This is a genomic window from Robbsia sp. KACC 23696 (genome assembly GCF_039852015.1).
In the GTDB taxonomy this organism is placed as follows: Bacteria; Pseudomonadota; Gammaproteobacteria; order Burkholderiales; family Burkholderiaceae; genus Robbsia.
On the sequence record NZ_CP156626.1, the window covers coordinates 1,802,244 to 1,814,732 of the forward strand.

A 12,489-nucleotide genomic window follows, 5' to 3' on the forward strand; every position below is an offset into this window, starting at 1 on the left:
TACCGACAGGATCGACTGCGCGCCGGGCCAAGACCGCGGCGTCGGCGCAAGCCGGTCGGACTATCGCCGCGTCGTAATGCGAGCAATCATCCCGGAAAGGACGGTGCCCGAAAGGCTGGCTTTCAACGGGATTACGGTGTGACGGCCTGACGGGTCCGACGCGTGACTTTAACAAAATCCACGGCTATCCAGATCGCAAATGCCGGGGCGCCGATTGAAGAGAGCATCAGAAAACCCCGCAGGCCGTCGAACAGCGTGACGATCGGCATCAGATACAGAATGTCCTCGAGTTCGAAACCGCCCCATGCCGGCTGGGCGGTACCGGCCTTGCCGGCCATTTCCTCGATTCGCATTCGCAGGAAAAAGATCACCGCGACGCTGACGCCTGCCAATGTGCCGCCGACCGTGCCGTAATCGGACCAGCCGCCGGTGTTGGCCGATTGGATGCCGAGACCGATGCCCGCGAAGAGCAGCACCGTCACCAGGGCATCGGCGGCGAGATCGTAGAAGTGACCGATGCGACTGGTCTTGCCGCTGACGCGTGCCAGCTCGCCGTCCGCATGGTCGATGACGTTCGAGCAGACCAGCAGCAGTGCGCCGAGATTGCCCCACATATAACCGCCATGTGCGAACGCCGCCGCACAAAACAGGCCGACGATAAGTCGGACCGTGGTCAAATGATTGGGGGTGACAGGGGTGTTGACCAGGGGCAGGATCATCCGGCGCGCCAGACGAGCGTCCCAGGTGCGAGGTATCGGCGGCATAACGACCTGCACATGCATTGGGAAAGCCGCAATATAAACGAGATTTCATCCCGTTGCAGCAATCCCCCTGTAGGGGGACGCACTGTGTGTATTGCGCGCAACCGCGGATTTTTGAGACGAGACAGGCGTGTCGGCTCAGCCGCCGTTGTCTTGTGCGTTGTGTGCGTTCAGATACTTGATCAAGCCATCGACGCCCCCGGCCTGTAATTGCGCGGCAAATTGCTGTTTGTATACTTGAACCAGCCAGATACCCATCAGGTCGATGTCATAGATCCGATATCCGTCCTGGGTCTTCTCCAAGCGGTAGCGCGTGCTCAGGTCGTCGGTTGATGTGTGCACGGTGCTGCCGATCACGACGTCGGTCGACTTGGGTACCGGGGTAGGAGCGGCAAAGGCGAAGTTGACCTTTTGTCCCTGAATCTGCGTCAGCTGGGCCGCGTAGACGCGGGTCAGCAGCGTCTGAAATGCTGCAAAGATCTGGTCCTGTTGCGCGGCGCTGGCCTTGTTCCAGGCGTCGCCGGTGGCCAGGCGCGCCGTACGGCGGAAGTCGGTGTACGGCAGGAAATGAGACTGAACCACCGCTGCCGTCGCGGTGGGGTCGCCACCCCGGGCGCCCGGATTCTGCTGAATCGCATTGATCGTGCCTTCGACGGCAGCCTGCAGCGTCGCGGTCGCGCTGGCACTCGGCGCGGGATGCACGGCGGCGCTGGCCGGTTCCGCCGCGAAGGACGGCGTTGCAAACACGGCGCCGACCAGGCAGGAGAGGCTCAACAAGACGTTGCGAGACAAGGCGCGTGCGTTCAGGGCAGCGGGCGTTTGGGTGGATCGAATGCTCATTAGTACAAAGGCCTTTAAACGAATCACTTCGCGAATCACGTCGATTCAACCAGTTCAGTATATACCGCGGGCGCTGCCGCTTCATTCACACCCCGACGCAGAAGGCGAACGGCAAGCGAGCAGGTATACTGAGCGGTTGGATCGAAGGCTGGCCGGGCGCGAAGCAGCGTCTTGCGCCGGGTCTCGCGCGACCGGTTCTCCGGACAGGCCACACTGGCAGGTTCCCGGGGGCGTCGTGAACACTCTTACCTTGCAGGAGCCAGCCGGCAGATGCTGACGTCGTGGATTTCGCGTGTTGTCAATGGGTCGGCCCGCCGGCCTTGGACCGTGGTGGGGCTGGCATTGGTGATCGTGGTGGTCAGCGCCTGGTATGCGGCCACCCATTTTGCCATCAACACCGATATCAACGGTTTGATCGACAGCAAGAAGCCGTGGGCGCAGCGCGACCGCCAATTGGACCAGGCCTTCCCGGGGCGCTCTCAGACGACGCTGGCGGTCATCGATGCGCCGGCGCCGGAGCTGGCGGATCAGGCGGCAAATGAACTGGCGGCCCATCTCGCCGCCCATCCGACACAGTTCAAGGACGTGACACGGCCCGATGGCGGCGCGTTTTTCGAGCACAACGGACTGCTGTATCTGTCGCCGACGGCGTTGCAGACGCTGACATCGCAGCTTGATCAGGGTAAATCCCTGCTGAATTCGCTGGCGCGAGACCCGAGCCTGCGTGGGCTGGCCAATCTGCTGTCGGTGACGTTGCTGGTGCCGGTGCAAACGGGCAAGGTGACCTTGCCGCAAATGGCGAACCTGCTTTCGCGCAGCGCCGATGCGGTGGACGGCGCGCTGGCCGACAAGCCTGTCGCGCTGTCCTGGCGCGACCTGGCACAAGGCACGTCGAATCTCGATACCCACGAGGCGGAAGCGCCGGGGGCAGCCTCCGGCGCAGCGGCGACGTCGCCGCTGAAGACCGCTTCGGCCGCGACAGTGTCGCCCGCCGCCTCGACACCATCATCGCCCGCTGGCGACGCGGCGAATCCGAATGGCGTGACCTACGCAGTGCCGTCCAACGTGACGGGCCAGCAGCCGGGGCGCGCGTTTATCGCCATTCACCCGGTGCTGGACTACGCGGCCCTGGAGCCGAGCGCTGCCGCGTCGGCCGCGATTCGTCAGGCGGCCGTGGACTTGCATCTGGCCGAGCGTTTCCATGCGCAGGTGCGTCTGACGGGGGCGCGGCCGTTGTCCGACGAGGAATTTTCGTCGGTGGCGGAGGGCGCCTTGCCGAACGCGATCGTCTCGCTGCTCGTCGTGCTGGCGATTCTTTGGTATGCGCTGCGCTCGGTCCGCCTGGTGATCGCCGTGTTTACCGTATTGATCGGCGGACTGGCCGTGACGGCGGCGCTCGGCCTGCTGATGGTGGGTGCCTTGAATCTGATTTCGGTCGCCTTCGCCGTGCTGTTCATCGGCATCGGCGTGGATTTCAGTATCCAATTCGGCGTCCGCTATCGGGAGGAGCGCTTCCTGGCGCAGGATCTGATGGCGGCGATGCGGGCCTGCGCGAAAGCGATCGCCTTGCCCTTGTCGCTGGCGGCGGTTGCCACGGCGGTCAGTTTCTTTTCCTTCCTGCCCACGGCCTATCGCGGTATCTCCGAGCTTGGCCTGATCGCGGGGGTCGGGATTCTCTTCGTCGCTTTCCCGTCGAGCATCACGGTGCTTCCGGCACTGATTGCCTTGCTGAAGCCGCCTGGAGAACGCGCCGCACCGGGTTTCCATTTCCTGGAACCGGTGGATCGCCTGTTCGAGCGTAAGCGCAAGCCCATTCTGATCGTCACGCTGGCCTTGGTCATTGCGGGGCTGCCGTTACTGGCGTTTTTGCGTTTCGATTTCAATCCGCTTCATCTGAAAAACCCGCATTCGGAGTCGATGACGACGCTGGCCGCGCTCGGCGCGCAAACGGCGGGCGTCAACGATATCTCCGTGCTGACCGATTCTCCTGACGACGCGCGGGCGCTGGCCAAACGTCTCGGCGCCTTGCCGGAAGTCGCGCAGGCGCTGTCGTTGGACAGTTTTATCCCTGCCGATCAGCCACAGAAAATGGCGATCATCGACGCGCTGCGTGCGACGCTGGCCCCCATTTTGTCGCAGACGCCGTTGCCGGCGGCGACCGATGGCGCCCGGGTTTCGGCCTTACGCAATGCGGCAATGCAGCTCGATAGCGCCGTACTCGATCACCCGGGCCCAGGCGCCGCAGAGGCGAAACGCCTGGCGTCGAGTCTGCGGAAACTCGCTGCCGCCGATGCGGCAACGCGCGACCGTGCCGAAACGGCGCTGGCCTTGCCGCTGCAAATTTCGCTTTCCCGCCTTGCGACGATGCTGCAGCCGACGCCGGTCGATGCCCAGACGCTGCCCGCGCCATTGCGTGCGAACTGGACCAATGACAAAGGGCAGGCCCTGGTACAGGTTTCCCCAGCGGTGCCACCGCATACCGATCCGGGCAACGACGCGATGTTGAAGCGTTTCACCGATGCGGTGCTGAAAGCCGCGCCGCAGGCGGTGGGCGGTCCGATCTCGATCATCGCCTCGGCCGATGCGATCATTACTGCCTTTATCCAGGCCACGGCCATCGCCTTGGTCGCCGTCACCTTGTTGCTCTGGTTGGCCTTGCGCCGCTTCGGCGATGTCCTGCGCACCTTGGTGCCATTGCTCGTTTCGGGAACGGTTACGCTGGAGATCTGCGTATTGATCGGTTTGCCGCTGAATTTCGCCAACATCATCGCCTTGCCCTTGCTACTGGGGATCGGCGTCGCGTTCAAGATCTACTATGTGCTGGCGTGGCGTCGAGGGCAGATGCGACTCCTCAGCGCAGGTTTGACGCAGGCGGTGATCCTCAGCGCGGCAACCACGGCAGTCGCGTTCGGCAGTCTGTGGTTATCGCATCATCCCGGTACGTCGAGCATGGGGCGCCTGCTGACCTTGTCGTTGGTATGCACGCTGGTCGGGGCGGTGTTCTTTCAACCGATCCTGATGGGCAAGCCACGACAGGGCGCCGATCGCGCCGCGCAAGATTGATCGGTGCGTGATTGCATGTTGGTGCGTTGGTGCGTTGACGCCCCGATGCACCGATACGCTGATGCGCGGGCGCTCGAACGCCCCGCGCACCGACAATGCCCTGACGCCATCATGTCGATTGCAAATAATAATGAGTCGCATTACGATGTGAGTGACCCGTCTGCGCCAGCAGACGACCACCTATCGAGGGCTCGGATGACACTGATGATCGGCATGATGGCCGCGGCGCTCGGCCTGGCGTACTGCTTGTTCGCGGGCGATGCCCGAGCACGACGGGGTGCCGCGCGCCGTCACGGGCACGGCATCGATCTGCGCACCGGCGGCGTGGTGGCGCACGACGCTGGCGACCTGCACGGCGCCGCTATAGGTCGACAATCAATTTTGCCCACGCCATCCGACCGGGGTCGTTGAACGCACGGTTGCCGGCAAAGCCGAAGCCCGCGGCGCCCTGTCGGTTCAAGTGCTCGGCATAAGTCTTGTTAAGCAGATTGTCGATGCCGACGTGCACGGCCGCGACGCGGCTGACCGCGTAGGACGCATTGAGCGAGAGGACGCCGAATCCGCCGCTTGCCCGAAAATCGCGACCGGCGACGGTGCCTTGGTCCGCGGCCCAACGGCGTTGCGGCGCGACGACTCGCCAGAGCAGGCCTCCCTTCCATGGGCCCTGCCGATAGTGGAGCCCGATGCGGGTATCGAGCGGCGGCATTTGTGCCAAGGGGCGTTTGTCGCTGACATTGTCGCCCATGGAAAGCGCGCTCGACACGTCGATGCGCCATCGCGGATGCAAGGCCAGGCTGAAACCGGCCTCCGCGCCATAGAGGCGTGCGTCGACATTGCGGACCAAAAAGGGCGCACCGGGCGCATAGTCGAACAAGATGAAATCCTGCACGCTCGCAGCATAGGCGCTGATCCAGGCCTGTCGACCGGATCGGTTCGACTGGCGCAGGGCGTCCGGCCCCAGTGCATCGCCGAAGCCGTCCGCGAGGGCGCCACCGGCGGGATGCGCCCGCCCGGCATCGTCGCCGTCGTCATAGTAGAAGCCGAGGTCGATCTGTGATGCCTTCTCCGGCCGCACGCTGTTGAAGGCGTTGGCGACATTGGCCGAACCGCGCGGCCCGGAGAATAGCTCCCAATAATCGGGCATCCGTCGCGTCTGGCCGATGCCGACAAAGAAGGTCAGCGGCATGGTAAGCGCATCATGCTCCCATCGCGCGAAGTGGCCGGATGTCCACGCTTGCCTGCGGGCGGAGAATCGATTGTCGATCGTATGTTGGCGTCGGTCCGACAGGGCGCTCCGGTCGATGCGCACGCCGGCGGTCACGCCGTCCTGCCGTCCGATACGCCATTCGGATTGGGCGAACAGCCCGACACGCGCTTGCACGGCATTGGTTCGACGGGGAAGGGCGCCGATATTCGGCGGGGCGTTCGCGGCCGCATCGGCATCGGCTGCTTGTCTGATGCCTTCGGCAAAGCGACCCGTCTGGCGCTCGGTTAAACCGTCGATTCCGGTGAACAGGGACCACTGCGGCGCCAGGAACCAGTGCAATTCGCCGCGGCCGCCCATCAAGGTGCGTCCCGGATTCGACAGGGCCAGCCGATAGTTCCGCAGGCCGGGAGACGCGAGGGCCGCGGGGGCCGCGGGGGCCGCGCCGCCGGCCAGGCTTGCCGTGCGCAGGGAGAAATTATCCATCACGTGATCGACGCGATTCAGGTACCACTGCGCGCTGGCCGAGCGCAGACGTTCGCCGGGCATATCGGTCGTGACACCGATTGCCACGCTGTCGCGTCGGAACCGGGCGCCGTCCATGCCCCGTGACGCATAGCGGACCTTACCGTCGCCGGTTCCGGCTTCGAGCGTCAACCGTGTCCGGTCGGTCACATAGACATTGAACAAGGCATCGAGCTGCCACTTATCCCATCGCGCGGGCACGGACCGATTGTCGCCGTCGCGATAGTCGTCGGCATACGTGCGGTTGGCGACGAGGCGTGCGTCGCCGCGCGGGCCGCCGACGCTCAGGTCGACCAAGGCGTCATGACGCCCGTACATGCCGCCGAGCACGGCGCCGTGAAATCGCAGGCCTGGCGCGTCGAAGCGGGTGGTGCTGCGATCGAAGCGTACCGTGCCGGCCAGAGCGACTGGCCCCCAGCGGACGGTTCCCGGCCCTTTGACGATGCGGACCGATTCGAAAGAGTCGGGCGAGAGATAGGCCGTGGGCGAATCCATCCGCGAACCGCAGGCACCTTGCGTCGTCGTGCCGTTCGAGAGCACGGATAGGCGTCCGCCGCCGAGCCCGCGCAGAACGGCGTCGCCATGCGTGCCGCCGTTGCCGACCGCGGCGAAACCGGCGATCGCGGAAAGATAGTCGGCGCCGTCGCTGGCGGGGACGGCCTGACGCGTCGCGCGCGGATTCAGCACGATTTCGCCCCCAACAGGGGACGATGGGGCCGCCGCGACGACGACTGCGTCACGCGGGGGCGCGTGACGACGTGGCGCAGCGCCGTCGCCGACTGTGGCGAGCGGTTCGCTCGCGCGGGTCTCGTTTTCCGCGCGCGCCCACTCCGATGTCAAACCGCACGCTGCGACGAAGCCCGCGTGGATCGCGTGTCGGCGCATCGTTCCGATACAGCGCGTCAATTGCCGCGTGGATCGATCGTGTGCATTGTTGCGATGTAGGGGTTCCGGGGAGGGCGCGACGGAGGGCGTAAAGCAGAGGAGCGGGACTACACGCGGCATGGCAGACATCATCGGCAGGTCGGAACCACGCCATCATATATGTCCAGTACAGCGAAGCAATCAGTGCATTCCGAAAACGGATTCGACCAAGCGAAGCGCGGAACGGCATTCTCGGCACTGCGCATTTGATTATTTCACCGGGCGCCGGCCGATGGAACGGCGCCTCCCGATGCGGGCAAATCGCGCCCGACATTGTATTGTGCGTCAGCGTTGGGCGATACGGCTGGCCTTCTCCCGTCGATGACGTCAGAGGCGCCCGCGCGGGGTAGTGGATCGCGCCCCGTCACGCGCCTTTGATGCGGCTCAGGAGCGACCGGCGAGGAAACCGATCAGCAAGGCCAAGCCTGCAGCGGCCCCCGCGATTTGCCACGGGTTCTTCTTTGCGTACGCGTCGGCCGTGCCCGCAGCCTGATATAAGTCTTTCGACAGGTCCTGGCCACGCGCATTCAAGCGCGAGATCACTTTGTCCGTGCGCTGGCGGACGGCCGGCAGGGCCGCTTCCACCTTCGGTGCGACGAGCCCTTCCAGTTCCGACAGTAATTGCTTCAGGCGGTTGCCGCCGTTGTCGATTGCTGCCTGGCCGCGTTCCGCCGCCTGGGTGGCTTGCGCCGCAGCTTGTGCGCTCAACTCACGCGCTTGTTCCAAGGCCGCATCAGCCGCTTTGGCGCTTCTGCTTTTGAACAGTCCCATGACATTCCTCCCATGACGTTGTGCGCATCGGGCAGGTCGGCACCGATGCGTTTCTTTTCAGTCTACCGGAGGTCGGCGCATTTTGCCGGGGACGCGCCAGGCGTACCTCGGCGTCTAGGCTTTCGATTGCGCGTCGGCGGTGCGCGCAGCGTCGTGCGTTTCCGCTTCGGCGTCATGCAGGACGTCCTGCAGCGCCGCGTTGACGTTGTGATCGCGGACATTGCGCGCGTGACGGCGCATCATCCAGGTCATCAGCAAACAGATGATCACGCCGAAGAAGGTGATGATCCAGGGGATCGGCATCCCTTGCCGAAGCATGACCGCGTACAGGCCCAGCATCAGCAGCACGGCGATATTCTGATTGAAGTTCTGCACCGCGATCGAGTGACCGGCGCTGAGCAGCACATGGCCGCGATGTTGCAGCACCGCATTCATCGGCACCACGAAAAAGCCGGACAGGGCGCCGATGATCGCCATCATCGGATAGGCCGCCAGCATGTAAAGCGGCACGCTGTAGTCGCCGATATGCCAACTGCCGCCGATCGGCAGCGAGTGCCGGTTGTAGAAGGCGATGCCGACGATCGCGAAACCGGTGACGATGCCGATCGGCAACGCCTCCATCGAACGACGCAGCGGCAACCGAGTGGCGGCGAGGGTGGCGCCCGCCGCGAGTCCGATGCCGATCACGCTCTGCAATACCGCCGCGCCGGACAAGCTCGTGCCGAGCGAGACCTGCGCCCACTTCAAGACCAGCAACTGCAATGTAACGGCGGCGCCCCACAACATCGTGGTGACGGCGAGGACGATCTGCGCGAGACGGTCGTGCCACAGGACATTGAAGGCGTGCGCGAAATCGCGCGCCAGCACGCGTGGCTGCGACAAGGCGCGGGCCGGATAGCGCGCGCCAGTATCGGGAATGCCGAGATTAATCACCGCCGCCGCCGCGTAGCAGGCCATCACGGCGAACATGGCGCCGCGCGCGGCGGTATCGAGCAGCGGTAGATGCCAAACGCCCAGCAGATGCCCGACCGACGGCGCGACGAGCGCGCCCCCGAGCACGGTGCCGAGAATCGTCGAGCCGACTGTGGCCGCCTCGATCCAGCCATTGGCCTTCACCAGGTCGCGGGCGGGCAGCAATTCGGTCAGGATGCCGTATTTCGCTGGCGAATACGCCGCGGCGCCGATACCGACCACGCCATAGGCCAGGATCGGATGCAGGCCGAATAGCATCAGCAGGCAGCCGACCGCTTTCAACGTGTTGGCGAGCAGCATCACGCGGCCCTTCGGCATCGAATCCGAGAAGGCGCCGACGAAGGGCGCCAGCAACACATAGGAGATCGAGAAGAACAGCTGAAGCAACGGCGTGAGCCAGGATGCCGAATGGCGATCCGCCAGTAGCGCGATGGCCGCGATCAGCAGCGCGTTGTCCGCCAGCGAGGACGTGAACTGCGCCGCGATGATCGTGTAAAAACCCTTCTTCAATCGGCGGCGCCCGTCTTGCCGGAGGCGGTGTCGCTCGCGGCGCCGGCCGACTGGCGCAGTTTCGAGTACGGACCCAGCACGCGGACCATGTTCGCGAAAATCTTCGGATTGGCGGCCATCACCTCACCGCTGTCGATGTAATCGCCGTTGCCGATGTAGTTGCCGACGATGCCGCCCGCTTCCGTGATCAGCAAGCTGCCCGCGGCGACGTCCCACGGCGACAGGCCTTGCTCGAAGAAACCGTCGAGGCGACCGGCGGCGACGTTCGCCAGATCCAGCGCAGCCGCGCCGGGGCGACGCAGACCGGCGCAGGACTTCGTCATCTCGATGAACAACTGCATGTAGTTCTTCAGGCCGGCCAGATCCTTGAACGGGAAGCCGGTGGCGATAAGGCCATCGGCCAGACGATCGCGGCGCCCGACGCGGATGCGCTTTTCGTTCAGGAAGGCGCCCGATCCACGCGTGGCCGTGAACAGGTCGTTGCGGTTCGGGTCGTAGACGACCGCTTCCGTGACCACGCCGCGATGCAGCAGCGCGATCGACACGCAGTAGTAGGGGAAGCCGTGGATGAAATTCGACGTGCCGTCCAGCGGATCGATCACCCACTGATATTCCGACCGGTTATCGGTCGCGCCGGACTCTTCGGCGAGCACCGAGTGCGACGGATAGGCGCCAAGCAAGGTGTCGATAATGGCCTTTTCGGCCGACTTGTCGACTTCGGTGACGAAATCGTTCGTTTGCTTCTGCTCGACCTTGACCTGGTCGAGGTTCAGCGACGCCCGATTGATGATACTGCCGGCTGCGCGGGCCGCCTTGACGGCCATATTGAGCATGGGGGAACGCTGATGCATAGGATATCCTGTTCGTGCCGACCGGTTTGTATGCCGCCGTTTGTCGCTGCGTGAGCGTGAAGTCGCCGTGTTCGGCCGCGTTCATATCGGCAAAAAAAGCGTCACACCTGCGCGCGGGGCGGAAAAACCGTCGCTAAACCGGTATTTTATCCGAGTCGGGGCTGACATTCCTGACAAAATGCACGGCGTGACGCGTATCCTGCCATTCCGGTGCATTACGCCGACATTCCCGGTGTCGGCGTATCGTGATATCGGCGCTGGCGGGGCGAATTGCCGCAGCGTGTGGCGGTTTCGCCGCCGCGGGCTTGGGTCGTCGCGCCGTCCTGCCGTATCCTGCCGAATCGTTCGACCAATCATCGCCTCAGATAAGACCATGTCCGCGTCCCACTCCCCGATACGCTCCGATTCCGACCCGTCCTCCCCGTCGGGTCCGTCAGTGGTGCCGACCGATCCTTTTGCCCGCGTGCGTTTCGTGCTGGTGTCGCCAAGTCATCCCGGCAATGTCGGTGCCGCCGCGCGCGCGATCAAGACGATGGGCTTTTCCGAACTGGTGCTGGTGGCGCCGCGCCTGGCCGATGTGAAAACCGATCCCGAGGCGCAGGCGATGGCCAGCGGCGCCGACGATGTGCTGGCGCAGGCCAGGGTGGTGGCGTCGTTGGACGACGCCTTGCTCGGCGTGCACTGGTCGGTCGCCTTGTCGGCACGGTCGCGCGAGTACGGGCCGCCGCTGACGGCACCCCGGGCGGCCGCCGAGCAGGCGATGGCGGCTATCGGCGAGGGCGCGAACGTGGCCCTGGTCTTCGGCAACGAGCGGACCGGCTTGTCCAACGAGGACGTGGCGCGCTGCAGCGCCATCGCGCATATTCCGGCCAATCCCGTTTACAGCTCGCTGAATCTGGCGCAGGCGATCCAGGTCCTGGCGTATGAGATGCGCCTTGCCTGCCAGCAAACGGTCGTCCCGGACAGCGTGTCCCTGCCGGTTCGTGCCAGCGCCGACGATATCGAAGGGATGTATCAGCATTTCGAGGAGGCGCTGATCGCGCTGACCTTCCTCGATCCGAACAATCCGAAAAAGTTGATGGCGCGCGTGCGGCAATTGTTCGGTCGCAGCGGGCTGGAGCGCGAAGAGGTCAACATCCTGCGCGGCATCGCCAAGCATATCCTCTTGCAACACGCACAACTTCGGAGTCAGGAGGCGGGGACGCGTGGCGTCGACACGTCAGCAGCGCCGAGTGCACCGGTTGCGCCGGGTGAGCCGCGTATGCCTTAAGCGTCGCGGATCGACGCCCGAGGTCGCCTAGCGGACCTCGAGGCTCGATTCGCCGTTGGCGTCCACGCGCAGAAAGGCCGCGCGGGCGAGCGTCCCGTCGAGTTCCCAGTCGGTCAGTACCCAGCGGCGCTGCGCGGGGCCGTCGTCATGTCGCGCCGGGCGATGGGTATGTCCCTGAATCATGCGGTCCGCGGTGAAGCGTTTATACAGCGCCTGCACCGCGTCGCGATTGACGTCGGAATAGATCATGCGGGCGCCGCCGTGTCGTGCGCTGTTCGCGCGAATGCGCGCGGCAAGACGCATCCGCCAGCGCAAGGGCCAGCGCAGAAAGCACCATTGCAGCCAGCGCCATCGCACGACGCGGCGAAACCGTTGATAGGGGATGTCGTCGGTACAGAGCAGATCGCCATGGGTCAATACATAGCGATGCGAGAAACGATCGATGGCGATTGGGTCGGCGATCAAGGTCGCGCCGGCGGCGCGCGCGAAGCGTCGACCCATCAGGAAATCGCGATTGCCGTGCATCACGTGCAGCGCGATGCCGCGCTGGTGCAACGTGGCCAGCCGTGCCGCGATATCGGCTTCGAATGGGGATTCGAGCATGTCGTCGCCGATCCAGAATTCGAAGAGGTCGCCGAGTATATAGACCTCCGCGACCTCGGCGGGATCGACCGCGTCGACAAAGCGCGTGAACGCCTCCGTCGTACGCGGTAGCGCGGGACTCAGATGCAAATCGGAGAGAAACAGCGACGCGCGCTGAGCAGCGAGGGGCATCAAAGAATCCGCGTGAGACGCATG

General features: G+C 64.6%; 10 protein-coding genes. 2 read left to right on the forward strand and 8 right to left on the reverse strand.

What is annotated here, in order from left to right:
• Positions 1 to 131: 131 nt before the first annotated feature.
• Positions 132 to 764, reverse strand: a complete 633-nt coding sequence (locus tag ABEG21_RS07535) for a CDP-alcohol phosphatidyltransferase family protein (protein ID WP_347554050.1) — start codon at positions 762 to 764, stop codon at positions 132 to 134.
• A 135-nt stretch (positions 765 to 899) separates the two neighbouring features.
• On the reverse strand, positions 900 to 1,601 hold the full coding sequence (locus tag ABEG21_RS07540) for an ABC transporter substrate-binding protein (RefSeq protein ID WP_347554051.1): 702 nt from the start codon (positions 1,599 to 1,601) through the stop codon (positions 900 to 902).
• Positions 1,602 to 1,871: 270 nt separating this feature from the next.
• Between ABEG21_RS07540 and ABEG21_RS07545 the strand changes: the two genes are divergently transcribed.
• On the forward strand, positions 1,872 to 4,664 hold the full coding sequence (locus ABEG21_RS07545) for an MMPL family transporter (protein ID WP_347554052.1): 2,793 nt from the start codon (positions 1,872 to 1,874) through the stop codon (positions 4,662 to 4,664).
• 180 nt (positions 4,665 to 4,844) lie between these two features.
• Here ABEG21_RS07545 and ABEG21_RS07550 read toward each other — a convergent pair whose 3' ends face one another.
• From ABEG21_RS07550 to ABEG21_RS07570, 5 genes are all read right to left on the reverse strand, one after another.
• On the reverse strand, positions 4,845 to 5,039 hold the full coding sequence (locus ABEG21_RS07550) for a hypothetical protein (protein WP_347554053.1): 195 nt from the start codon (positions 5,037 to 5,039) through the stop codon (positions 4,845 to 4,847).
• Positions 5,026 to 7,278, reverse strand: a complete 2,253-nt coding sequence (locus tag ABEG21_RS07555) for a TonB-dependent receptor (RefSeq protein WP_347554054.1) — start codon at positions 7,276 to 7,278, stop codon at positions 5,026 to 5,028. Before ABEG21_RS07555 ends, ABEG21_RS07550 begins: the two co-directional genes overlap by 14 nt.
• 423 nt (positions 7,279 to 7,701) lie before the next feature.
• Positions 7,702 to 8,088 carry a hypothetical protein gene (locus ABEG21_RS07560; RefSeq protein WP_347554055.1) on the reverse strand — a complete coding sequence of 129 codons (387 nt, stop codon included), beginning with the start codon at positions 8,086 to 8,088 and terminating at the stop codon, positions 7,702 to 7,704.
• A 114-nt stretch (positions 8,089 to 8,202) separates the two neighbouring features.
• Positions 8,203 to 9,570: a lysophospholipid transporter LplT gene (gene lplT / locus ABEG21_RS07565; RefSeq protein ID WP_347554056.1), complete on the reverse strand. Its 1,368-nt coding sequence runs from the start codon at positions 9,568 to 9,570 to the stop codon at positions 8,203 to 8,205.
• Positions 9,567 to 10,421, reverse strand: a complete 855-nt coding sequence (locus tag ABEG21_RS07570) for an inositol monophosphatase family protein (RefSeq protein ID WP_347554057.1) — start codon at positions 10,419 to 10,421, stop codon at positions 9,567 to 9,569. The genes lplT and ABEG21_RS07570 overlap by 4 nt, the downstream gene beginning before the upstream one ends.
• Positions 10,422 to 10,794: 373 nt before the next feature.
• Here ABEG21_RS07570 and ABEG21_RS07575 point away from each other — a divergent pair, with 373 nt between their 5' ends.
• On the forward strand, positions 10,795 to 11,691 hold the full coding sequence (locus tag ABEG21_RS07575) for an RNA methyltransferase (protein ID WP_347554058.1): 897 nt from the start codon (positions 10,795 to 10,797) through the stop codon (positions 11,689 to 11,691).
• A 27-nt stretch (positions 11,692 to 11,718) separates the two neighbouring features.
• On the opposite strand, the gene ABEG21_RS07580 is transcribed toward ABEG21_RS07575, so the two are convergent.
• On the reverse strand, positions 11,719 to 12,465 hold the full coding sequence (locus ABEG21_RS07580) for a UDP-2,3-diacylglucosamine diphosphatase (RefSeq protein WP_347554059.1): 747 nt from the start codon (positions 12,463 to 12,465) through the stop codon (positions 11,719 to 11,721).
• Positions 12,466 to 12,489: the final 24 nt, after the last annotated feature.